Annotated in this window: 21 protein-coding genes and 1 riboswitch; of the genes, 4 read left to right on the plus strand and 17 right to left on the minus strand. The window is 69.8% G+C overall.

What is annotated here, in order from left to right; genetic code table 11:
• Window positions 1-156 precede the first annotated feature (156 nt).
• A riboswitch (SAM riboswitch) is annotated at window positions 157-272 on the plus strand.
• Window positions 273-324: 52 nt separating this feature from the next.
• Genes ACQP0P_RS46385 through ACQP0P_RS46395 form a run of 3 tightly spaced genes read left to right on the plus strand, consistent with a single transcriptional unit; the run spans window position 325 to window position 4,036 of the window.
• On the plus strand, window positions 325-1,653 hold the full coding sequence (locus tag ACQP0P_RS46385; protein WP_433369212.1) for an aminotransferase class V-fold PLP-dependent enzyme: 1,329 nt from the start codon (window positions 325-327) through the stop codon (window positions 1,651-1,653).
• A gap of 17 nt (window positions 1,654-1,670) precedes the next feature.
• Window positions 1,671-2,852, plus strand: coding sequence for an NADH-quinone oxidoreductase subunit D (locus ACQP0P_RS46390; protein WP_433369215.1), 1,182 nt, complete (start codon window positions 1,671-1,673; stop codon window positions 2,850-2,852).
• Window positions 2,853-2,869: 17 nt separating this feature from the next.
• Window positions 2,870-4,036 (plus strand): acyltransferase family protein, encoded by a 1,167-nt coding sequence (locus tag ACQP0P_RS46395; RefSeq protein WP_433369218.1) that lies wholly within the window; start codon window positions 2,870-2,872, stop codon window positions 4,034-4,036.
• A 9-nt stretch (window positions 4,037-4,045) separates the two neighbouring features.
• On the opposite strand, the gene ACQP0P_RS46400 is transcribed toward ACQP0P_RS46395, so the two are convergent.
• The 11 genes from ACQP0P_RS46400 to dacB all read right to left on the minus strand — a co-directional run bounded on the left by ACQP0P_RS46400 (window position 4,046) and on the right by dacB (window position 14,213).
• Entirely contained in the window at window positions 4,046-4,498 is a 453-nt protein-coding gene (locus ACQP0P_RS46400) for a DUF3180 domain-containing protein (protein WP_433369219.1), read from the minus strand.
• Window positions 4,495-4,992, minus strand: coding sequence for a 2-amino-4-hydroxy-6-hydroxymethyldihydropteridine diphosphokinase (gene folK, locus ACQP0P_RS46405; protein ID WP_433369221.1), 498 nt, complete (start codon window positions 4,990-4,992; stop codon window positions 4,495-4,497). Before folK ends, ACQP0P_RS46400 begins: the two co-directional genes overlap by 4 nt.
• The gene (gene folB, locus ACQP0P_RS46410) at window positions 4,989-5,351 is read right to left on the minus strand and encodes a dihydroneopterin aldolase (RefSeq protein ID WP_433382445.1); all 363 of its coding nucleotides are present in this window, start codon (window positions 5,349-5,351) and stop codon (window positions 4,989-4,991) included. Before folB ends, folK begins: the two co-directional genes overlap by 4 nt.
• A 185-nt stretch (window positions 5,352-5,536) precedes the next feature.
• Complete coding sequence (locus ACQP0P_RS46415) at window positions 5,537-5,977, minus strand: nuclear transport factor 2 family protein (RefSeq protein ID WP_030905684.1); 441 nt, start codon at window positions 5,975-5,977, stop codon at window positions 5,537-5,539.
• Window positions 5,974-6,825, minus strand: a complete 852-nt coding sequence (gene folP, locus ACQP0P_RS46420) for a dihydropteroate synthase (protein WP_433369224.1) — start codon at window positions 6,823-6,825, stop codon at window positions 5,974-5,976. Before folP ends, ACQP0P_RS46415 begins: the two co-directional genes overlap by 4 nt.
• A gap of 311 nt (window positions 6,826-7,136) precedes the next feature.
• The gene (gene folE, locus ACQP0P_RS46425) at window positions 7,137-7,718 is read right to left on the minus strand and encodes a GTP cyclohydrolase I FolE (protein WP_433369227.1); all 582 of its coding nucleotides are present in this window, start codon (window positions 7,716-7,718) and stop codon (window positions 7,137-7,139) included.
• Between the two features lie 2 nt (window positions 7,719-7,720).
• On the minus strand, window positions 7,721-9,730 hold the full coding sequence (gene ftsH / locus ACQP0P_RS46430) for an ATP-dependent zinc metalloprotease FtsH (protein ID WP_433369230.1): 2,010 nt from the start codon (window positions 9,728-9,730) through the stop codon (window positions 7,721-7,723).
• A gap of 279 nt (window positions 9,731-10,009) precedes the next feature.
• Window positions 10,010-10,567, minus strand: coding sequence for a hypoxanthine phosphoribosyltransferase (hpt, locus tag ACQP0P_RS46435; RefSeq protein ID WP_350925588.1), 558 nt, complete (start codon window positions 10,565-10,567; stop codon window positions 10,010-10,012).
• Window positions 10,568-10,579: 12 nt separating this feature from the next.
• Window positions 10,580-11,593, minus strand: a complete 1,014-nt coding sequence (gene tilS, locus ACQP0P_RS46440; protein WP_433369234.1) for a tRNA lysidine(34) synthetase TilS — start codon at window positions 11,591-11,593, stop codon at window positions 10,580-10,582.
• A 112-nt stretch (window positions 11,594-11,705) separates the two neighbouring features.
• Window positions 11,706-12,800 (minus strand): zinc-dependent metalloprotease, encoded by a 1,095-nt coding sequence (locus ACQP0P_RS46445; protein ID WP_433382448.1) that lies wholly within the window; start codon window positions 12,798-12,800, stop codon window positions 11,706-11,708.
• 51 nt (window positions 12,801-12,851) lie between these two features.
• Complete coding sequence (gene dacB / locus ACQP0P_RS46450) at window positions 12,852-14,213, minus strand: D-alanyl-D-alanine carboxypeptidase/D-alanyl-D-alanine endopeptidase (protein ID WP_433369237.1); 1,362 nt, start codon at window positions 14,211-14,213, stop codon at window positions 12,852-12,854.
• Window positions 14,214-14,334: 121 nt separating this feature from the next.
• Here dacB and ACQP0P_RS46455 point away from each other — a divergent pair, with 121 nt between their 5' ends.
• Window positions 14,335-14,832 (plus strand): inorganic diphosphatase, encoded by a 498-nt coding sequence (locus ACQP0P_RS46455; protein WP_433369240.1) that lies wholly within the window; start codon window positions 14,335-14,337, stop codon window positions 14,830-14,832.
• A 62-nt stretch (window positions 14,833-14,894) separates the two neighbouring features.
• Here ACQP0P_RS46455 and ACQP0P_RS46460 read toward each other — a convergent pair whose 3' ends face one another.
• The 6 genes from ACQP0P_RS46460 to ACQP0P_RS46485 all read right to left on the minus strand — a co-directional run bounded on the left by ACQP0P_RS46460 (window position 14,895) and on the right by ACQP0P_RS46485 (window position 22,726).
• A complete protein-coding gene (locus ACQP0P_RS46460; RefSeq protein WP_433369243.1) occupies window positions 14,895-16,184 on the minus strand; it encodes an NlpC/P60 family protein in 1,290 nt (429 codons plus the stop codon).
• Window positions 16,185-16,401: 217 nt separating this feature from the next.
• A complete protein-coding gene (locus tag ACQP0P_RS46465; RefSeq protein WP_433369246.1) occupies window positions 16,402-18,216 on the minus strand; it encodes a hypothetical protein in 1,815 nt (604 codons plus the stop codon).
• A gap of 185 nt (window positions 18,217-18,401) precedes the next feature.
• Complete coding sequence (locus tag ACQP0P_RS46470; RefSeq protein ID WP_433369248.1) at window positions 18,402-19,217, minus strand: hypothetical protein; 816 nt, start codon at window positions 19,215-19,217, stop codon at window positions 18,402-18,404.
• A gap of 63 nt (window positions 19,218-19,280) precedes the next feature.
• Window positions 19,281-20,891: an ABC-F family ATP-binding cassette domain-containing protein gene (locus ACQP0P_RS46475; RefSeq protein WP_433369251.1), complete on the minus strand. Its 1,611-nt coding sequence runs from the start codon at window positions 20,889-20,891 to the stop codon at window positions 19,281-19,283.
• Between the two features lie 171 nt (window positions 20,892-21,062).
• Complete coding sequence (locus ACQP0P_RS46480; RefSeq protein ID WP_433369254.1) at window positions 21,063-22,232, minus strand: hypothetical protein; 1,170 nt, start codon at window positions 22,230-22,232, stop codon at window positions 21,063-21,065.
• Window positions 22,229-22,726, minus strand: a complete 498-nt coding sequence (locus ACQP0P_RS46485; protein WP_433369257.1) for a SigE family RNA polymerase sigma factor — start codon at window positions 22,724-22,726, stop codon at window positions 22,229-22,231. The genes ACQP0P_RS46480 and ACQP0P_RS46485 overlap by 4 nt, the downstream gene beginning before the upstream one ends.
• Between the last annotated feature and the right edge of the window lie 616 nt (window positions 22,727-23,342).

Genomic DNA, 23,342 nt, shown 5'->3' on the forward strand with positions numbered 1-23,342 from the left:
TCGTTCGACTCTTTTCTTCTTCTACCAGGACAAACGTCCCCCGCCGTCCGGCTCCTGCGGTCCACTGCCCAGACGAACGGGATTCACCGGGAGTTCCCGAATGTGCCAAACATCGCTTGCGAATTTCGGACAGGCGTCGGTTATAGTTCCCCCGTAGGTCATGAGTGCCAGTGACAAGCCCCGGCTCGCTGGCCGGCAACCCTCGCGTCCGCGGCGGGGTGCCCCGGGTGAGGACCTGGTCCGGCACGAGGTGTGCCGGGCAAGCGCGGGCTCCAGGCATCCATGCCATGGGTTGGGGTCCGATGACCTCGAAGGAGCCCTGGCGTGTCCGCACTGACGATCTTCACCACCACCACAGCCGCCGACGCAGCCGACGCGGCCGACGCGGCCACCCCGGTGACCGTCCCCGCGACCCGTACGTCCGGCGATCGGCCGATTCCCGCTGTGCTCGGCTCCGACCTGGAGGTTCCGGTCAGGGGCGGCAGGCTCGTCCGCTACGCCAACCTCGACTACGCCGCGAGCGCCCCCTGTCTGGAGCCGGTGAGCGCCGCCGTCGCCGCCGCGCTCCCGGCCTACTCCAGCGTCCACCGAGGCGCCGGGTACGCGTCCCAGCTGACCACGGCCCGCTACGAGCAGGCCAGGCAGACGGTGCGCGCCTTCGTCGGTGCCCGTCCCGGCGACTCGGTGATCTTCACCAGGAACACCACGGACGCGACCAACCTGCTGGCCCGCAGCCTGCCTGAGGGCACCACCGCCGTGGTCTTCGACACCGAGCACCACGCCTCGCTGCTGCCCTGGGAGCGTGCCCTGCGGCTGCCGGCCCCCGCCTTCCCCGGCGAGGCGGTCCGCGCCGCCGACGAGGCCCTGGCCTCGGTCGAAGGTCCCAAGCTGCTGGTCGTGACCGCCGCCTCCAACGTCACCGGGGAGCTCTGGCCGATCGCCGCGCTGGCCCACATCGCCCACCGCCACGGCGCCCGCATCCTCGTCGACGCCGCGCAGCTCGTCCCGCACCGCCGCCTCAACCTGACCGCGCTCGACCTGGACTACGTGGTCTTCTCCGGCCACAAGCTCTACGCCCCGTTCGGCACCGGCGCGCTGATCGGCCGTTCCGACTGGCTGGCCGACGCCGAGCCGTACCTGCGGGGCGGCGGGGCGGTGAAGGCGGTGAACGACGACGAGACCGAGTGGCACGACGACCCCGAGGCCCGCCACGAGGCCGGAACCCCGAACGTCCTGGGCGCCATCGCGCTGGCCGCGGCCTGCGACGCGCTGACCGCCACCGGCTGGACCCTGCTGGTCCGCGAGGAGGAGCGCCTCCTCGACCGGCTGCGCGCGGGCCTCGCCTCCGTCCCCGGCGTGCAGGAGCTGTCCCTGTGGGGGCCCGACCACCCGCGCGTCGGCATCGTCTCCTTCGTGGTGGACGGCCGCACCGCCCGCGAGGTCGCCGAGGCCCTGTCCGGCGACTACGGCATCGGCGTCCGGGACGGCAAGTTCTGCGCCCACCCCTTCGTACGGCACCTGCTGGACGCCAAGGACGGCGGCTGCGACGACCCCACCGCCTCCGCGGTGCGCGCCTCCATCGGCATCGGCACCACCTCCGAGCACGTCGACCGGCTGATCACCGCACTGCGGGATCTTGCCTCGCGCGGCTAACGTGACAGCATGGACATATGAACGAGCCTCGCCGTGAGCTGAACGTGGGGATGGGAGCGGGCGCCGCCGCCGTGCGGGAAGCGCACGGCAAGGAGCTCGCGACCGAGGACATGATCCTCAACATCGGGCCGCAGCATCCGTCCACGCACGGTGTGCTGCGGCTGCGGCTCACCCTGGACGGGGAGCGGATCAGCTCGGCCGAGCCGATCGTGGGCTACATGCACCGAGGCGCGGAGAAGCTGTTCGAGGTGCGTGACTACCGGCAGATCATCGTGCTGGCCAACCGGCACGACTGGCTGTCGGCGTTCGCCAACGAGCTGGGCGTCGTCCTCGCGGTGGAGCGGATGCTCGGCATGGAGGTGCCGGTCAGGGCGGTCTGGACACGCACGCTGATGGCCGAGCTCAACCGGGTGCTCAGCCACCTGATGTTCCTCGGCTCCTACCCGCTGGAACTCGGCGCGATCACCCCGGTGTTCTACGCGTTCCGGGAGCGCGAGACCCTCCAGGCCGTGATGGAGGAGATCGCCGGCGGGCGGATGCACTACATGTTCAACCGGGTCGGCGGCCTGAAGGAGGAACTGCCCGAGGGGTGGCTGGGCCGGGTCGCGACGGCCGTGGCCGACGTGCGGCGACGGCTGCCCGACATCGAGAACCTGATCGCCGGAAACGAGATCTTCCTCGCCCGTACCCGCGGGGTGGGCGTGCTGGACCGCGAGACGGTCATGCAGTACGGCGTGAGCGGCCCGATCGCCCGCGCCTCCGGCGTCGACCTCGACCTGCGCAGGGACGAGCCCTACCTCGCCTACGGCGAGCTTCCGGTGAAGGTGGTCACCCGCTCCGCCGGAGACTGCCATGCCAGGTTCGAGGTGCTGCTGGAGCAGGCGAAGGTCTCCCTGGACCTGGCGGACGCCTGCGTGCGGCGGCTCCGCGAACTGCCCCAGGGGCCGATCAACCAGCGCCTGCCCAAGGTGCTGAAGGTCCCCGAGGGCCACACCTACGCCTGGACGGAGAACCCGCTCGGCCTCAACGGCTACTACCTGGTCTCGCGCGGGGAGAAGACCCCGTGGCGGATGAAGCTCCGGTCCGCCTCCTTCAACAACGTCCAGGTGCTGCGCGAGATGCTCCCCGGCAACCTGGTCTCCGACATGGTCGCCATCCTGGGCTCGATGTTCTTCGTCGTCGGCGACATCGACAAGTGAGGCACGGTCAGGAGCCCATGATCGAACCCGGCGGGGACCAGGAGAAGGCGACTCCCCCGATGACACCCGCGTCCCCCGCCGATCCCGGCGGCTCTCCGACCGCCGGCGGGCCACCGCGGGACCGATACGTCGACTGGTTGCGCGCGTTCAGCCTGCTCGTCGTGGTGCTCTGGCACTGGGCTTTCACGATCCTCCAGTGGGGGCCGGACGGCCCCTCGCCGACGAGCCCGCTGGGCTTCACCTCGGGGCTGTGGATCCTGACCTGGCTGCTGCAGGTGTTGCCGCTCTTCTTCTACGTGGGCGGGTACGTCCACCTACTGTCCTGGAACCGCGCCCGCGAGCGCGGGATGGGTATCGGCACCTTCGTGTGGCGGCGCATCCGCGGCCTCGCGATCCCGACGCTGGCGCTGACCGGAACCTGGATCGTGCTGGGCGCGGTCGTGACGTGGGCGTTCGGGATCAAGTGGATGGACCGGGTGGTCCTGCTCGTCATCAGCCCGCTCTGGTTCATCGGCGTCTACCTCATGCTGATCGCCCTGCTCCCGGTCGCGCTCTGGCTGCACCGGCGCTTCGACGTGCTGATCCTGATCTGGCTGGCCGGGGCCGCGCTCGTCGTCGACGTGCTGCGACTGCGCTACGGGTACGAGGCCGTGGGCTGGCTCAACATGATCATTGTCTGGGGGCTGGCCCACCAGGCCGGGTTCTTCTACGCGAGGGTGGTGGCGCTTCCCCGCCGCTTCGACGTCGCCATCCTGTGGACCGGGCTGTTCGCGCTCTTCGGCCTGGTCTACTCGGGTATCTACCCGGGCTCGATGGTCGGCGTGCCCGGCGACAAGCTGTCCAACATGGCGCCGCCCACCTTCGTCATCGTGGCGTTGTTGATCTTCCAGATCGGCCTGGTGGAGGTGCTGAGGCCGGCCATGGAGCGCCTGCTCGACCGCCCCAGGTGGCAGCGCGTGAACGAGACGGTCAACCGGTTCGCGCTCCCGCTCTTCCTCTTCCACACGACCGGCATGGCCATCTGGGTGGCGCTGACCTGGTGGCTGGCGGGCAGCGGGCCGGGCAGCCGGGTCCGGCCCGACCTGCTCTGGTGGCTGGAACGCCCCCTGGCCGTCGCCGGAGCACTGGTGTGCACCCTCCCGGTCATCATGCTCTTCGGCCGGAAGTGGGCCAGGGAGCGCTGACGCGTCCCCTCAGCGGTCGTCGTCCGCGGAGTCCTTGGGCACCTTGCAGCAGTACTCCAGGTACAGGGCCGCGCAGACCAGCAGCACGCACACCAGCATCGACCCGCCGGTGATGAAGAAGTCCTGACGGGGCACCCTCTGGTCGAGCAGTTCGGCGGTGTAGAGGGTGAATCCGGCGAAGAGTCCCGCGAAGACCGCCCCGGCGTACGCGGAGGCCTTGGCCAGGGCCGCCAGCCGGGCCACCGCCAGGGGATCGACGGGTTTGGTGTCGGGCCTGCGCTCGATCCTGGCCTTCGTCATCCACCCGCTGTAGGCCTCGCCGATCGCCAGCGCGAGCACCGTCGGGATCGCCGTCCACGGCACGGTCGGCAGGGACACGTAGAGCGGCTTGAGCAGCGCCCAGGTGAGGATGGTGACCACGATGAAGAGCCCGACGAGGACGCCGGGACGGCTGGGCTTCACCCGGGCCCCTGGAGGACCAGCTCGGGGCGGGGCCGTACGTGGTCCTGGTCGAGACCGGCCAGCAGATCGGCCACCCGCCGCCCGGACAGGACGGCGTCCGGATCGGCCCGCACCCACGGGACCAGCACGAACGCCCGCTCGTGCGCCCTGGGATGCGGCAGGGTCAGGTCTGGGTCGTCCATGACGACGTCTCCCACGGTGATCAGATCGACGTCCAGGGTGCGCGCTCCCCAGCGCTCCACCCGGACCCGGCCGAAGGCGTTCTCCACATCGTGAGCACGATCGAGGAGGGCCAGGGGTTCCAGCGCGCTCTCGGCGATCACCACCGCGTTGAGGTAGGCGCCCTGCTCCGGGCCGCCGACCGGGTCGGTCTCGTAGACCGGCGACACCGCGACGAGCGTGAGCCCCGGCTCGGCGAGGAGGGCGTCGACCCCACCCCGCAGGGTGCCGAAACGGTCGCCCAGGTTGCTGCCGAGCGCCAGGACCACCCTCATACCCGGCTCCGGGTGATCGTCACGATCACGTCGTCGAACGGCAGCGGGATCGGCGCGGCGGGCTTGTGCACGCTCACCTCCGCCGACCGGACGAGCTCGCGGGCCAGGCAGACATCGGCCAGGCGCTGAGCCAGGGTCTCGATCAGGTCGACCGGCTCGCCCGCCACGACCCTCGCCAGATCCTCGGCGAGCTCGCCGTAGTGAACCGTCCTGCCGAGGTCGTCGCCGGCCGCCGCGGGCGCCGTGTCGAGGAAGAGCGTGACGTCAACGACGAACTCCTGGCCGAGCTCCCGCTCCGCCGCCAGCACGCCGTGCCGCCCGCGCACCCGCAGCCCCTTCAGGCTGATCCGGTCCGCCACCCGACCCGACGGCAGGCCGTACACCGCACCTGCCGGATCCCTCGGTGAGTCCTGGGGTGAATCGCCGATCAGGTCGGCGACACCGTCGTTGATCCGCAGAGGCTCTCGGCCGTGGGACCCGTCACCGGCCCGTACCTCGGCCGCCCGGGAACCATTCCGGTCGGGCCATTCGCCGGTGCGCTCGCTCACGCCACCTCCTCTTCCTCTTCGTCGTCGTCACCCTGCAGCACGGGCGAGCCGTGGTGCAGCCAGAGCCGCCACCCCGCGGACGTACGCACGAAGGTGTTGCTCGCCACCACCTTGCCCGCGGCGAAGCTGGAATCACCCTCGTCTCCCGCGGTGAGGATGTTCTCCTCACAGGTGAGGATGGCGACGTCGCCCAGGACCATGACCCGGACGTCGGTCAGCACGAACTGGATGTAGGGCGTGTTGGCCATGATGAGCGCCCATGAGCGCAGCACCTCCTGCCGGCCGTTCACGATCGGCCACCCGGGATGCACGCAGCTCACCTGCTCGCCATCGATGTCCTCGGCCCAGATCTCGGTCATCTTGTCGAGGTCGGCGTCCTCGATGGCGGTGTAGAAGGCCTGGTTGACCGTCTCGACGGCGGTGGTGTCGACGCTCATGGTCTCGCTCTCTGAACTGCGGCAGCCACACGGACGGCGTCCGCGTTCGGGCGGACATCGTGCACGCGCACGCACCAGGCCCCCGCCTGGGCGACGAGGGCGGTCACGGCGAGCGTGGCGTCGTCACTGCGGCTGAAAGGACGTGGCGTGCCGTCCGGAGCGGCCAGCAGGCGACCCAGGAACCGTTTCCGCGAGGCCCCGACGAGCAGCGGATAACCCAGCTCGGCGAGCCTGTCGAGGCCCGCGATCAGAGCCCAGTTGTGGTCGGGGTTCTTGGAGAAACCCAACCCCGGGTCGAGCACGATCTGTTCCTCCGCCACCCCCTCGGCCAGCACGGACTCGACCCGCTTGGTGAGCTCCTGGCAGACCTCGGTCACCACGTCGCCGTACACGGCCCGCTCCTGCATGGCGTGGCTGTGCCCCCGCCAGTGCATCACCACGTACGGCACGCCGGAGGCGGCCACGACCCTGGGCATCGCCGGGTCGGCCAGCCCTCCGCTGACGTCGTTGACCAGTTTCGCCCCGGCCTCCACCGCCACCTGGGCGACCTCGGCCCGCATGGTGTCGACGCTGACCGCGACCCCCGCGCGGCTCAGCTCCCTGATGACCGGCTCGACCCTGGCCACCTCCTCCTCCAGCGGCACCCTCGCGGCGCCCGGCCTGGTGGACTCGCCCCCCACATCGACGATGTCGGCTCCCTGCTCGACCAGCTCCAGGCCGTGACGCACGGCCTCCGCGGGGTCAAACCATCGGCCGCCGTCGGAGAAGGAGTCGGGAGTCACGTTGACCACGCCCATCACGAGACACCGGCCCATGTCCGGCAGCCCGGGCACACTCCACGTAGTCATGCGGACAAGCCTAGGCGTTGCGTACCGTCCGTCCGTCTCGCGGGTCCGGCTTGTGCCACCACGAATTCGTACACCCGTCACGGAGCGGACGGCCTTCGGTCGGGGTGTCCGGCCTGCATGCGTCCTCCTCCGGGGGGACCCTGGGGCGTGTCCGCCGCGATCCGAAGATCACAGAGCACCCGGTCCTGCCGGGTATGGCGATATTAGCCGGATCAAGGTTGGCTTGGGGGATTTCTCTAGGCGACAACGCGGAACCCCGCCCGGGCCGCCGAAGGGCGGTCCGGACGGGGTTCCATGGATGCTCTGGGAGATCAGCGAATGATCAGGGCCATCGCCTCGGCGCGGGTCCTGTCGCTGTCGCGGAAGCTTCCGCGCACCGCCGAGGTGATCGTCTTGGCACCGGGCTTGCGGACGCCCCGCATGGTCATGCAGAGGTGCTCACACTCGATCACGACGATGACCCCGCGCGGCTCCAGCACATCCATGAGCGCGTCGGCGATCTGTGAGGTCATCCGCTCCTGCACCTGAGGACGCCTGGCATAGACGTCGACCAGGCGGGCGAGCTTGGACAGGCCGGTGACCTGCCCCTTCTCGTTGGGGATGTAGCCGACGTGGGCCACACCGTGGAACGGCACGAGGTGGTGCTCGCAGGTCGAGTAGACCTCGATGTCGCGAACCAGCACCATCTCGTCGTGGTCGACGTCGAAGACCGTGGTCAGGACGTCCTCGGGGGTCTGCCCCAGCCCGGCGAACTGCTCCGCGTAGGCACGGGCGACCCGGGCCGGGGTGTCCCGGAGACCGTCGCGGTCGGGATCCTCACCGATGGCGATGAGGATCTCGCGGACCGCACTCTCCAGCCGGGCCGTGTCGACCTGAAGTGGCTTGACACTCACACTCAGTTCCCGTCCCTCTGCACGGAGTCGGGCTGGCCCGATCCGTTGGGGAGGACGCCGTTACCCTCGGTCACCTGCTCACCAGGGGGGAGCGAGCCGTTGCCCGACTGCTCCTTGCGGGACAGGATCGGCGGGCGGTTGGAGGGCAGCCGCTTGCCGTAACCCGAGTAGGAGGGCCTCTTCTCCTTGACGACGACCGGGGCGAAGATCTGCAGGACCTGCTCGCGGGAGAGGGTCTCCTTCTCCATCAGCTCCAGCACCAGGTTGTCGAGCACGTCACGGTATTCGACGAGGATCTCCCAGGCCTGGTCGTGGCCCGACTCGATGAGGCGGCGGACCTCCTCGTCGATCGTGGAGGCGATCTTCTCGGAGTAGTCGCGCTCGTGACCCATCTCACGTCCGAGGAAGACCTCGGCGTTGCCGCTGCCGAACTTGCGGGCGCCGAGCTGCTCGCTCATGCCGTACTCGGTGACCATACGGCGGGCGATGGAGGTGGCCTTCTCGATGTCGTTGGAGGCACCGGTGGTGGGCTCGTGGAAGACGAGCTCCTCAGCCGTGCGGCCACCGAGCAGCATCGCGAGCTGGTCCAGCATCTCCGAGCGGGTCGCGAGGAACTTGTCCTCCATCGGCAGCGTCATCGTGTAGCCGAGGGCGCGTCCGCGGGACAGGATCGTGATCTTGTGGACCGGGTCGGAGTTGGGCAGCGCGTGCGCGACCAGGGCGTGACCGCCCTCGTGGTACGCGATGATCTTCTTTTCCTGGTCCGACATGACGCGGGACTTGCGCTCGGGACCGGCCATCACGCGGTCGATGGACTCCTCAAGGAGCTCCATCGTGATCAACTTCTGGTCGGCCCGCGCGGTGAGCAGCGCGGCCTCGTTGATCACATTGGCCAGGTCGGCACCGGTGAAACCGGGCGTCCTGCGGGCGATGATGTCGAGGTCGACGCCCTCGGCGAACGGCTTGCCGCGACCGTGCACCTTGAGGATGCCCTTGCGGCCCTCCAGGTCGGGGCGGTCGACGGTGACCTGGCGGTCGAAACGGCCGGGGCGCAGCAGCGCCGGGTCGAGGATGTCGGGCCGGTTGGTCGCGGCGATCAGGATCACGCCGCCCTTGACGTCGAAGCCGTCCATCTCGACGAGGAGCTGGTTCAGCGTCTGCTCGCGCTCGTCGTGACCACCACCGAGACCGGCGCCGCGGTGACGGCCCACCGCGTCGATCTCGTCGATGAAGATGATCGCCGGGGCGTTCGCCTTGGCCTGCTCGAACAGGTCACGGACTCGCGAGGCGCCGACGCCGACGAACATCTCCACGAAGTCGGAACCGGAGATGGAGTAGAACGGCACCCCGGCCTCACCGGCGACGGCCCTGGCGAGCAGGGTCTTGCCGGTTCCCGGCGGGCCGTAGAGCAGCACACCCTTGGGGATCTTGGCGCCGATCGCCTGGAACTTGGCCGGGGCCTGCAGGAACTCCTTGATCTCCTGGAGTTCCTCGATGGCCTCGTCGGCACCCGCGACGTCGGCGAAGGTGGTCTTCGGAGTGTCCTTGGTGATGAGTTTGGCCTTCGACTTGCCGAAGTTCATCACCCGGGAGCCGCCGCCCTGCATCTGGTTCATGATGAACAGGAAGATCAGCACGATGAAGACGATCGGCAGGAAGCTCACCAGGAGGCTGAGGAGGAAGTTCTCCTTGGGCACGTCGACGGTGTAGCCCTTGTCCAGCTTCTTCGCCCCGACGGCGGTCTGGAGCTGGTCGGCGAGCTGAACGCCCTGGCCGGTCACCCACGAGGAGTAGTAGCGCTTGCCGTCGGTCAGCGTGACCTCGATGCGCTGTTCCTTGTCGATGATCTTCGCGTTGGAGATCTTGCCCTCGTCGATCCAGCTGATGATCTGAGAGGTGTCTCTCTTCTCGAAGTTGCCGTCGCCGCCCCACATGGTGGTGACGAGAAGCAGCAGAACGACGATGCCCAGGATCCACAGCAGTGGCCCACGTGTAAATCGCTTGAGATCCATCCGATGCGGAACCCCGGCGGGCCCGTCCCTTCCTGACCAGAGCCTGGCAACCCCGGGCGGACCCGGGGTTCGCGGTATCCCTAACCGCTCCAACTGACTGTCCGAAAGCGGCGGAGGCCGCCTCTTCGGTTGTCCGAAGGTACACCGGCGTGGCGTGCGGGGTCACCGCGCGGACAGCACCGGCTTTCCCTACCAACGTACGTCAGGTAGGTCCGTGTTCCCCGCCGCTATGGGCAATGTCGCGTTTGTGAATGACACACTTCGCGCAGGGCGTACTTTTCACTCTGCTCCATACACGTGCGGCGCGAGAGTTCCGATGAAGGGGAGGTTGCGGTAGCGCTCGGCGTAGTCGAGGCCATAACCGATGACGAACTCGTTGGGAATGTCAAAACCGACGTACTTGACGTCGATCGGCACCTTGACCGCGTCCGGCTTGCGCAGCGCCGCGCAGATCTCCACCGAGGCGGGGTTGCGCGACTTCAGGTTGTGCACCAGCCACGACAGGGTCAGGCCCGAGTCGATGATGTCCTCGACGACCAGCACGTGACGGCCGGCGATGTCGGTGTCGAGATCCTTGAGCACCCGCACGACGCCCGACGACCTGGTGCCCGCTCCGTAGGACGACACCGCCATCCAGTCCATCTGGACCGGCACGTGCAGGGCCCTCGCCAGGTCCGCCATCACCATGACCGCGCCCTTGAGCACGCCCACGATCAGCAGATCCCGGCCCGCGTAGTCCTCGTCTATCCGGCTCGCGAGCTCCTTGATCTTGGCCTGGAGCTCTTCCTCGGGGATGAGGACCTTCGAGAGGTCCTTGCCCATGTCGGCTGCGTCCACCTGGGATTTTCCTTACGAAACGGGGCTGACTGACTGTCTGGCGAGTATCAGGGTGTCATACCGGCGGATCGCCCCCACCCCCCCGGGCACCTCTATCCGCCGCTGTCCCCGCCACTGTGTGATCAGACGGTCCAGCTGCAGGACGTGCGAGGCCGCGAGAGTGCCAGGTGGTGACCCCGCGTCGATCGCCGCTCTCCGCAGTACCCTGCGGCGCACGGCCGCGGGAAGGCGTTCCAGGTCCCGTACGGCCATCGTCACCACTCCAATATCGCTAAGAGCGCAATCTCGTACCGCGACACGGGCGTAGACCTCGGCGGCCCAGGCGTCGAGCGCGTCGGCGTCGTCACGGCAGAGGTCGGCGGTCCTGGCGAGCGCCTCGGCGACGCCGGGGCCGAGCTCGTCCTCCAGGGCGGGGAGCAGCTGCTCGCGGACCCGGACCCGGGCGTAGCGGGCGTCGAGGTTGTGCGGGTCGTCCCACGGGGACAGGCCGAGCGCCGCGCAGGCCGCCACCGTCGTCGCGCGGCCGAGCCCCAGCAGCGGCCGCCGGTAGACACCGGTCCGCGCGGGCATCCCGGCCAGCGACCGGGTGCCGCTCCCCCTGGCCAGCCTGAGCAGCACGGTCTCCGCCTGGTCGTCCCTGGTGTGCCCGAGCAGTACGGCCGCCGCCCCGAGCCGCTCGGCGGCCTGTGACAGGGCCGCGTACCTGGCCGCTCTGGCCGCCGCCTCAGGGCCTCCCGAGGTGCCGACGGAGACCGCGAGCGCCTCGGCGAGGTCGAGCCCCAGACCGGGCGCGAGCCGTACCACGTCGGCCGCGCGCTCCCCGGAGCCCGCCTGCAGGCCGTGGTCGACGGTCAGCAGACCGGCGCGGAGCCCGGCCCTGGGCGCGGTGAAACCCAGCGCGGCGGCCAGGGCCAGGGAGTCGGCGCCACCGCTGCACGCGGCCAGCACCAGCTCGCCCGGTTCCAGGTCGCCCAGCGCGTGCCGTACGGCACGGCGGACGTCGGCGACGGCGGGATGCGGACCCATGCTCGCCATTGTCCGGCCTCGGACGGGGGTGCGGCACCGCGCGCGAGGCGGCGCCGTCCCCCACGTGTCCCCCTGGGCTCTCCCGGATCCTCCTGGGTCCTCTACGGATGCCTCAGCCTGGAGTGCCGCCGGCCTCGGAGATGGCCGGGGCGTCGATCACCCTGGCGATCCACCGCTCGGGCTTGGAGATCTCTCCCTGGGTGGGAAGGGTCTCGGGCGAGGTCCAGACCTTGTTGAAGCCGTCGATGCCCACCTGGCCCACGACGGTGCGGACGAAGGCCGACCCCTCGGCGTACTGCTTCATCTTGAGGTCGAGGCCGAGCAGCTTGCGGATCGTGCGGTCGAATCGGGAACCGCCCTCGCGGCGGTGGTGGAACTTGGCCCGGATGTCGGCGACCGAGGGGACCACCGAGGGGCCGACCGCGTCCATGACGTAGTCGCCGTGCCCCTCGACCAGGGTCATCACCGCGGTGAGCCGGTCGAGGATCACTTTCTGCTCGGGCGTCTGGATCGCGTCGATCAGATTGCCCTCACCGCCCCTGATGACGTCCGTGAACGTGCCGGCGGCCGAGCGGAGCCGCTCCATCAGGGCGGGCAGGTCGATGTCGGAGGCCAGCAGGAAGTCCGTCGTCTGCGTCCTGACGTACTCGCGCAGCCAGTGGACACCGGTGAACTGCACCCGGTGGGTCTCCTCGTGCAGGCAGACCCAGAGGCGGAAGTCACTCGGGTTGACGTTGAGCTCGTGCTCGGCGTGGACGATGTTGGGTGCCACCAGGGTGAGGCGCCCCGTGGCCGCCTGGCCGGTCGGATCCGGCGGCAGGAACAACTCGTACTGCCCGAGGACACGGGAGGCGAGGAAGGCCAGCACCGCGCCCACCTCGACCCCGGTGACGCGTGAGCCCACCGCGCCCACGATCGCCGGCGTCTGGCCGGCGCGGGCGGCCATCCGCTCGGTGAGCGGCTCCAGCACCACCCGGAACCCGTCGATGTTGGCCTTGATCCAGCCGGGTCTGTCGACGACGGTCGCGGGCTGCGGCGCGGTCTCGGTGTCGATTCGGGTGAACTCTCGGACGTGCCCTTCGGCCTCGCGCGAGAGCCGCCGCAAATCAGCGACGGCCTGCCGGGCCTCCTCTCGGCTCACTTGCGGCCCGGGGCGCACCAGGCGCGTTCCGGTCGCTACGGCAAGATCCCAGTCGATCACCTGCATACCGTCCACCGTACGTGCTCCCTTCCCGGGCCGCGCACCCGGAACCCTTGATCAACTGGCGGCCACCGCCGCCGCGAGCCTGTCGAGGGCCGCCTCCGCCTTGCCCCAGCCGGGTGGGACGTCGTCCGCCATGAAGGCGAAGGTCACCAGGCGTCCGGCACGCGTGGTGGCCAAACCCGCCAGCGTGTTGACCCCGTCCAGGGTGCCCGTCTTGGCGCGGACGAGCCCGTAGGCGGAGCGCGTCTTGCCGAACCTGTGCCCGAGGGTGCCGCTGAAGCCGGCGACCGGCATGCCGGCGGCGATCGGGTTCAGGCCGGGGTTGGCCGGGGAGATCGCCACCGCGACCAGGCGGGCCAGGGCCTCGGGGGTGATGCGGTTCCTGGGGGACAACCCGCTGCCGTCGAAGACCCGCACGCCCTTGCCGGCGCCGAGCCTGGCCAGCACCTTGCCGACGGCCCGGGCACCGCCGTCGAAGGAGGCGGGCTCGCCCTCCTTGATCGCCACGTGCCTGGCCAGTGCCTCGGAGAGGTCGTTGTCGCTGAGCGTGAGTGCCCGCTCGACCAGGGCGTAGACCGGCGCGGATTCGACCCTGGCGATCTCCTGGGCACCGGCCGGCGCCGTGGACCGCCTGGCGGACTTGGAAACCGTGATGCCGTACTTCGACAGCAGCGACACGAACGCGCTGTGCGCCGCGCGGGAGGGATCGGAGGTTCTCTGGCCGCCGCTGGAGATCCTGCCCTCGTCGACCATGAGCGCGGTGACGGGGGCCACGCTGCCCTCGGGCACGTAGCCGGGCTTCCACGACGCGGCGGTGCGCGGCCCCACGTAGAGGGAGTCGTCGTAGGCCACCGTCACCTTGGACGTCCCCGCCGCCGCCAGCGCCCTGGCGGTACGCGAGGCGAGGGTGGCGAGCGAGGCGGGCCGGGGATAGACCTGGCTCGCCGCCGTTCTCGGGCTCGCCAGGGTGGGGTCGCCGCCGCCGACGAGGATGATCGAACCCGGCGAGGAGCCCCGCACCACCCGGGTGCTCAGCTTGGTGTCGGGCCCCAGCGAGGCCAGCGAGGCGACAGCGGTGACGACCTTGGTGGTGGAGGCGGGAGTGATGCCCTTGCTCTCGTGGCCGCCGAACAGCATGGTGCCCGTCTCCGCGTCGATAACCGCGGCCCCGACGTTTCCTCCCAGAGCGGGGTCCCCCAACGCCTCGGTCAACCGCCCTGCCAAAGTACCCTTGGCGGGGAGAGGTCCGTTCCCCCCCGCGGCCAGCACCGGACCCGAGGTGATGACCGGGACGGGGGGCGGCGCCGCCGGCGCGACACGCTCGGACTCACCTTTGACCAGCACACCGCTGGTGATCAGGTGTGCCCCGGCCGCGACGACGAAAATCTGCAGCAGGACGAGAGTGACCAAAGCCACCCACCGCTCACGCCGCATTACGTCGCCGACCTCTCATCATCAGTAGCCAAAAGGCATAAAACGCCTACGAGACATTAACGCCCAACCGGGGGTGCCCGGGGGTCTGAGTGGAGGAAACGCGGTGGAGTTCGACGTTCTCGTTGAGATTCCCAAGGGGCAACGGAACAAGTACGAGGTGGACCACGAGTCAGGCCGCATCAGGCTCGACCGCATGCTCTTCACCTCCACGCAGTACCCCGCCGACTACGGCTTCATCGAAAACACGCTGGGCGAGGACGGTGATCCCCTCGACGCCCTGGTGCTGCTCCAGGAGCCGACCTTCCCCGGCTGCCTGATCAAGTGCCGTGCGGTCGGCATGTTCCGCATGACCGACGAGAAGGGCGGCGACGACAAGGTCCTCTGCGTCCCCGCCACCGACCCCCGGATGGAGCACATCCGCGACATCCACCACGTGCCGGAGTTCGACCGCCTGGAGATCCAGCACTTCTTCGAGGTCTACAAGGACCTGGAGCCCGGCAAGTCGGTCGAGGGCGCCAACTGGGTCGGCAGGGTGGAGGCCGAGGAGGAGATCGTCCGTTCCATCAAGCGCGCCCAGGACGAGGCCTCCAGCACGCACTGAGCCGCCACGGGTGACGGCTCAGTGCCGCTGAACCGCTGCTGAGCCGTCACACCGGACAGGTCTCACGCGGGGCGGGTCGCGCCGATGAGGTCGCTGCGCCACATCGGCGCGACCCGGACCACGTCCCCCGTCTGCGGGGCGTGCACCATCAGCCCCCGGCCGACGTAGATCCCCACATGGTGGATGTCTCCGGGATTCCCCGTGACCTGCCCGTAGAAGAGCAGGTCGCCCCGGCGGAGCTCGCTGAGCCGCACGTGCGGGCCCGAGGTCCACTGGGTGCCGGTCCAGTGGTCCATGACGATCCCGACCCGCTCCCAGGCCCGCATGGTCAGCCCCGAGCAGTCGTAGGCGGCCGGCCCGTCGGCCGCCCACACGTACGGCTTGTCGAGCTGGGTGAGCGCCCAGTCGGCGGCGATGTCGCCCCTGGCCGACTCGGCGGTCACGTTGAGCGCCCAGCGCGACACGGGCTCCCCCGAGGCCACTCCCATCCGAGCCGCCTCGCGGCGCATCGCGGCCGCCTGGTATCGGGCACGCTCGGCGTTCTCCCTGGCGATCCTGGCCTGCTCCAGGGCCACCTCGCGTTCCCTGGCGAGCTTCTCGGCCGTACTCCGTGCCTCGTCGGCCAGCCTCTCCAGCCGCGCCTGCTCCTCCTCGATCCGCCGGGTCTCGTCGACCTGTCTGGCGACGGCCTCCTCCGCGGCCTGCTTCGCCTCCTCGGCCTCCGCCTGCGCCTCCCGCTGCTCGGCGTACGCGTCCTCCGCCTGGGCCTGGAGGATGGCGAAGACCTCCTGGGACTCCCGCAGTTGCTTCAGCGTCTCGGCCTGCCCCCCACCCATGTGGGCCAGAATGCTGGCCCTGCGCAGGTAGCCGTCGTCGGTGGGGCCGCCGTTGCCGGTCATCATGGCCATCATGGGCTGGGCGATGTCCAGCCCGCCGTAGCTCTGGGCGGTGATCGCGGCCACCGCCTCGCGGGCCTTGGCGACCTGGGAGCCGGCGGTCTTCGCCCGCTCGGCCGCCTGGGCGGAGAGCTCCTTGGCACGAGCCGTCTTGACGAGCTCCCCGTTGTACGACTCGACGAGCCTCTCCGCGTCGGCGACGAGCTCCTCCAGCCTGGCCCGTGCCTCGGCGACCAGGACCGTGGTCTCGCCGAGCCTCTCACCACGCTCGCGGGCCATGGCCCGTGCCTCGGCGACCTCGTCGGCCGACGGGCCCGTCACGCCGCCGGGCACGGCGTCGTCCGCCGGTCCCGACCGGCCGGGCACGGCGCCGGCGGGGAGCCCCTGCCCGGCGATCAGGCAGCAGGCCAGGCCCGCCACCGCGGCGGCATGGCGGCGCCGTCTGACTGAATGCATGCGTCTCCCCCCGGAGTCCCCCTGAAACACCGCTTGCCGCGGTCTCACCGCAGAACGCGGCGCGTCGCCGCGTGCCAGGCGGCCTACCTCAACATTCCCATTCGTCACTCTACGCACACATGACACTCACGCCACGTAGTCATCGCCCGCCACAATACCGCCGCTCGTGAGGGGCTCGGCCCGTACCGCCGAAGGGATGCCGAAAGCGTCTCGACGCTCAGCCGAGCGGCGTCCTGCCGCCCGGAGGCCGCCGCTCGGCGAGGGGCGTGACCGGCCCTTCCGGTGAGGTGGAAGGCTCGGAGAACGCGGGAGAGCCGGGCGGCGGGGGTGGAGCGGGATTCGATCCGGTGAATGCCGGCCGGGAGGCGTCCGGGGACCGCCGCTGAGCGGCCCTCGGATGGTCGAGGTCTCCCCGCGGCCCGGAACGCGGAGGTCCCAGGTCTCCCCGCGACGGCCCAGGGCCGACGGACGGAGCCTGCGGATCGGCGATCGGCGGCATGGGGCCGGCATAGGGCGGCCGAGGATTCGCCCGCGGCGGCCGGGGGTCCGCCTGCGGGGGTCTCGGGGCACCCTGCGGGGGCCGGGGGGTCACCCGGGATGGCCTGTGCTCTCCTCGCGGGGGCCTCGGGCTGCCCCGCCAAGGCGCCGGGCCCGCCTGCGGGCCGCCCGGGTCCGTCGATCGCCGTGTGTCGCGGCAGGGGCGGAAGGACCGGTGTCCGTGGTGGTCACGGTGCGGGAGGCGGCTGTCCGGTGCACCGGCCCGGGGAGCCCCCGGCAGCACCGGCCCGCCACCCGACGACCCGTTGCCCGGTGGTGGGGGCGGGGTCTCCGCCGGGTGGCCGGTCGGGCCCGGCACCGGCACCCGCCGGTCGATCCCGGGGCCGGGCCCGGTGACGCCGACCGGCTCCGTCACTCCGGGCGAGCCGGTCCGCCCGACGGCCGTTTCCGCGCGGACGGGCGCCGGTGCCTGCGGCGCGTCCACCCGTCGGCGCTCCCCTGACCGGCCGGGCTCCTCGGGCCCGCGGTGCTCCGCCGGCCTCTGGTGCTCCTCCGGCGGCTGGGCGGCCGGAGGCTCCGCCGACGCCGGGAACACCTCCGAGGCGACACCGGAGCTCGCGTCTTCGGACAGAAGGGTGGTCTGGGTGAGGAGCAGAGCGAGCGCCACCGACACGGCGGCCGCGGCGGCCGTACCGGCCATCACGTAGGGCCGACGACGACCTCCGCGCGCCGTACCGGCGGGAAACCCGGCACCGTCGAGGGGGCCGACCCGGTGGGCGACGTCGTGCCGGTAGGGGATCCGCGCGGGGTCGGTGAAGCAGTCCATCACCCGCGCGCGCAGCGTCGGCGGCGGCGCGACCACCGGGAGCAGGTCGAAGACCTTGGCCGCGGAGACCTGCCTGACCCGGTGCGGAGCGCAGGTGTCGCACCGGGTCAGGTGGCGGATCACCCGCTCGCGCGTCCGCGCGGTGAGCTCGCCGGTGAAGCCGGTCAGCATGCGGGCTCGGCTCGCGCAGTCGTGGGGCCCCTTGCGGACGAGGACCTCCGCGGTGACGGCGTCGCGCAGCCGCTCCCTCGCCGATTCGTACCGCGCGGCCGCGACCTTGGCGGTGACGCCCAGGACCGCGGCGAGGTCGACGGGCCCGAATCCGTGCCGGCAGCTCAGGTCGAGGACCTCCCGGTCCTCGGGCGACAGGCTCCGGGTGGCGTTCCACGCCATCACCCGCAGGTCCGCCTCGCCGGCGCCTGCCGGGACGGGGACCTGCGGGTCAGGCTCCCCGGCAAGATTGCGCCGTACGCACTCCCCCCGAGCGAGTGCGTACAGCCACGCCTCCAGCCGACGGGAGTCGGCGAGCGCGTGAATATGGGCCTCGGCCGCGACGAAGGTGTCGAGGAACGCCGGTTCCGCACCCGCCGAGACGCCGAGCATTGAATGGCAGTATCGGTAGACGCCTTCCGCGTACGAGTCGTACAGGCCGGAAAGGGCCGAAGGTTCCCTCGCGCGCAGTGCTTCGACCAGGACACCGTCAGTCATGCAACCGAAGGTAAACGATTGGCAACTATAAGTTCCAGCCGTTTCTCCACGGTGACTCCAACTGTCTCCATGGAGTCAACGAATCCAGTAAACCACCTCTCGCGACCCGTAATTATAAATGTTGAAGAATGGCCATTTAGCCGAATTAATCGCGCTTATCGGTATGTCACGGAGAGGATTCCCGATCACGGCTGGGAGGCGCTCGCGAGCGGGGCCTGCCTGCCCCGGTCCTTGGCGAACGGGGGCATCTTCGGCTTGACCGTGTGCAGGGGCAGCGCGCCGCCGAGGGCGAGCTGTTCGAAGGGGCGGCTGCTCGACCCCCAGGTGCGCGCGGTCACCTCGGCGGAGGCGATGTCGCGGGTGTTCTGGACACTCTTGATCTGCAGGATGAACCGGCGGTTCTCACCCGCCTGGAGGTTGTCCACGAACGTGCTCCCACCGCCGAGCAGCTTGCCCCGCTTGTCGCGCAGGAGTGCGGTGACGGCCAGGCTGCGGGTCGGCATCACGTACGGGGTGCCGACGTAGCCGGTGACGAGATAGTTGCCGTCGGCGGTGCGGTCGGTCAGCACGCCGCGGACCGGGAAGGGCTGGAAGGCCGAGACGATCCGGCCGGCCAGGTGCCAGCGTGCCGGGCGGTACGCGATGCTCACGTTGGCGGGCCTGTCCTGGGTCACCACCTGGCCCGTGAAGGGCAGGGTTCCGGCGGGAGGCACCGCGTCCAGCGGCTGTTCCAGCCGGACCACCTCCTTGCCCTCGGCGTTCTTGGCCACCACGGTGGCCACGATGTGCTCGCCGAAGTGCCACGGGTTGGTGTTGGCCAGCACTCCTGCCCAGTTCACCACATACCCATCGTCACCCTTGATGATGGACGATGCCTGTTCCCTGACCGCGATCGGCTGGAGCGCGGCGGCCCGCTTCTTCTCCACCTCATCGGTGCATCCGGCACTTCCGATGAGGAGGAGGAGGGCGAGGGCGCCGACGATTCGGGTGCTGTGCGTCACCTAGCCGTGATAACCGGTGGCGGTACCCCTCCCACTCCGACGCGCCGGGAACGACCCGAGTCTTTACCTCTGGCGGACCACCCTGGTCTCATCCCATACCGGTTCGGATGATTCGTAGACCTTTCCATCGGCACCGAAGACCAGATAGCGGTCGAAGTCATCGGCGAACCAACGGTCGTGGGTGACGGCGACCACGGTCCCGTCGAAGGCGTCCAGCCCTTCCTGGAGAGCTTCGGCGCTGGCCAGGTCGAGGTTGTCCGTCGGCTCGTCCAGCAGCAGCAAGGTGGTGCCGGACAGTTCGAGCAGCAGGATCTGCAACCGGGCCTGCTGGCCGCCGGAGAGGGTCTCGAAGCGCTGCTCGGCGATGGTTCCGGCCAGTTCGTATCGGGACAGCGCCTTCATCGCCTCGTTCTTGAGCCGGGCGTGCTCAGTCATGACGATCTCGCAGGGCGTCCGGCCGATGAGCTCGGGACGGGCGTGCGTCTGGGCGAAATGGCCGGGGACGACCCGGGCGCCGAGCCTGGCCACCCCGGTGTGCCTGACCTCCTCCCCGGCGATCAGGCGCAGGAAGTGCGACTTGCCCGAGCCGTTGGAACCCAGCACCGCGACCCGCTCGCCGTACCAGATCTCCAGGTCGAACGGCTTCATCAGGCCGGTGAGCTCAAGCCGCTCGCAGATCACCGCCCGCTTGGCGGTCCGGCCGCCCTTGAGCCGCATGCTGATGAACTGCTCCTTGGGCGCCGCCTCCGGCGGCCCGGCCTCCTCGAACCTGCGCAGCCGGGTCTGGGCCGAGTGGTAGGCGGCGGCCATGGTGTCCATGTACTTGGCCTTCTGCTTGAGCATCAGGACCAGCCGCTTGATCTTGGCGTGCTCCTCGTCCCAGCGCTTCTTCAGCTCGTCGAGACGCTCGTTGCGCTCCCTGCGCGCCTCGGCGTACGAGCGGAAGCCGCCGCCGTGGACCCAGATGTTGCCGGACTCGACGGTGATGATCCGGTCGGCCGCGTTGGCCAGCAGCTGGCGGTCGTGGCTGACCAGCACCACCGTCTTGGGGGTCTCGCGGAGCGCCCGCTCCAGCCAGAGCTTGCCCGGCACGTCGAGGTAGTTGTCCGGCTCGTCGAGCAGCAGCGTCTGGTCGGGGCCGCGCAGCAGCGCCTCAAGCACCAGCCGCTTCTGCTCACCGCCCGACAACGTGTTGACCTCGCGGTACTTGCAGTCGTCGTACGGCATGCCGAGGGCGGCCATCGTGCAGGTGTCCCAGAGCACCTCGATGTCGTAGCCGCCGGCGTCGCTGTAGTCGGTGATGGCCTGCGCGTAGCGCATCTGGGCCTTCTCGTCCTCGCGCTCCATCATCACGAGCTCGGCGGCCTCGAGGTTCGCCGCCGCCTCCCGCACCCGCTGCGGGGCGACGCTGACCAGCAGGTCGTGCACGGACCGGCCGTCCCGGATGCTGCCGATGAACTGCCGCATGATCCCCAGACCGCCGGAACTGGCGACGCTCCCGTCGACCGCCTGCAGGTCACCCGCGATCAGCCGCATCAGCGTCGTCTTGCCCGCCCCGTTGGGCCCGACGAGCGCCGCCTTGACCCCCTCGCCGACCCGGAAGGACACATCGTCCAGCAACGGCCGCCCGTCCGGCAGAACGTACGTCAGATGCCCAACCTCAACGTGCCCCACGACAATTCCCTTCCCTAGGCCCTCGCGCAGGGTACCCGTCGTTTTCGCCCACGGGCATCCTCGTTTTCCCGGTACGGCGGTAGCGGGACCGCCTGAGATCAGGCGGTCCCGCTACCACGGAGCAGCTAGGCGTCCACGCGGTTTGTGATCATGACTCGGGGCGGACCAGCGTTACCAGGCCGCCGAGATCTCCTGCGGTGCGGCATCCGGGAAACCCGGGTCCGAGGGCTGTGGACGGACGAGGACGGTCACCTGACCGTCGTCCAGCCTGCTCAGCGGGTAGAGGTTTCCCTTGAAGAGCAGGTGGCGCCCGGTGGCGTCGTAGCGAATCAGGTTCCACCAGGGGATGGTCCTGCCGGGGTATTCCGCGCTGAACAGCGTGCGGATCTTCCGACCGTCCACGACGGAGTACTCCTCGATCGTGTAGCGGTACGGTCCCAGGCCGCCGGACAGGTACCTGCGGCCGACCAGCATCCTGCGACCGTCCGGGCTGATCGCCGCGGCCTCCGGGGCATCCACCCCCTGAGCCACCGTCCGGCTGGTTCCGAGCGTGTCACCGGCGGCGGTCGTGTCAAGGACTTGGGCCTGCGACATGATCACGAAGCCCAACGTGCGGCGGTCGGCCGCCCACGACAGGCTCCAGAGGTTTCCGGCGGCGTTCGTCGTCCAGGTGCGCGTCGTCCCGGCGGGCAGATCGACGACCGTGAGCCGGGCGCCGGGACAGAAGCGCAGCGTCTTGTCCTTACCGCACACCTTGCCGTCGACGCTGTAAGCCAGTCGGGTGCCGTCGTCCGTGACAGCGAGGGAGGACGCGGTCGTACCGGTCACAGGGGGGATCACATCGCGCGCCAATTCGGCGACCTTCCCCCGCTCGTCGATCCGTAGTCGGTAGAACCACGTGGTGCTCACCGTCGTCTGACGGGACCGCACGCTCTGGGCGACGTAGAACGTTTTGCCCTCTCCGGTTCCGGCGAGCAGATATCCGCCGGGCACGCCCCGGGTGCTTCCCTCCGGGGATCGAGGCATCACAACCCGGTCGGTGATCTTACCGTTGTGGGCGTCGCGGACCATCAACCCGTCATTTCCGGCGGTCAGCAGGAAACGAGGGCCGGGCGAACCTTCCAGCGCGGGCCGTACAGGAACTGAACCACGCAACCCAGCCGCGACGGCGACACTCACCACCACGACGGCCAGAGCGGCCAGCAGCGGAGCCATGCGAAGAGATCCACGAAGGACCTTCGGCCGTACCGCCTGGTCGGCGGGGCGCAGGGTCTCGGCCCCCACCAGTTCGGCGCCGGCGGTAAAGGCGTCGCGGAGCCGATCTTCGGTCTGCGAAGTCATCGCTCCTCCTCCAGTTTCACAGCGAGCGTCTTGAGAGCGCGAGATGTGGTCGACTTCACCGTTCCACGGCTGACACCCATGACCTCGGCGATGTCCCCCTCCGACAGGTCGAGGTAGTAGCGCAGCACCACCGCCTCACGCTGACGGCGCGGCAGAGCGCGCACGGCCAGAAACACCTCGCGACGGGTCTCCCCCAGCAAAGCCTCGGCCTCCGCGGACCAGAACGGTACTTTCCGATCACCACCGAAACGCCGGGTGATCGCCCGGCGCCGGTGGACCATGCGGCAACCGTTGAGCACGGCCGTTCGCAGATAGGGCAGCACCTGACCGTGGTCGGTCAATCGGCTCCACCGGCGGTGAACCGCCGCGAAAGCGTCCTGCACGATGTCCTCGGCTGTTTCCTGGTCCCCCACCAGCAGAAAAGCGAAGCGGACGAGGCCGAGACGGTGGGTCATGAACAAATCGGTGACGATGGCGTCGGCCGGATCGGCCACCGCATGGAGCTCCGGTGGCGGTTCCTCCATCACACTTCTGATCTCAGACTGCATGCCTATTCCATGCGTATCCCACCGACCAGGTTGCCTCAAGACGGCGGATTGACATCCTTCCCGGCGAAGCGGGACGGAGCGCTACCCCTCATGAGCAGCCAAGGTCCCTCACTTCCAACCGCACCTGCGACACCGCCCCGTGGCTGACATGCACCTGACAGCCCGGGCGCATCCCCTCCCCAACGGGGGCCAGGTTCACCGTCAAGGGATCATGGCTTGCAGGTGGGCTGGCCAACCTCGACATGTGCCACTGCGCTTCCCTCTTTCCAAGTCCCCGCGCAGGCTACATGCCGGTTTCAGGTCCAGCATCCCGGTTTCCAGCCGGTACGGCCTGGCGATCCGGTCGTCACGCCCACGGCGGGCAGATCTCCCCGATGCTCGTGAGCTGGTGAACTCTCCCTGAGACACATCGCCGCCAAGCCGGACGGGATCCCGCGTGGGCCCTCACCGCATTCATTCCCAGGACTTTTCGCAGCCCCAATTGGAACGCTTACGTGGTGGTCGGCGGCTCGGAGATGACTCCGGATAGGTAGGCTGCCCCCCTCCAGGATCTGGGGGGTGA

Origin of the sequence: Streptosporangium sp. CA-115845, assembly GCF_050943795.1 — a bacterium.
GTDB lineage: Bacteria > Actinomycetota > Actinomycetes > Streptosporangiales > Streptosporangiaceae > Streptosporangium.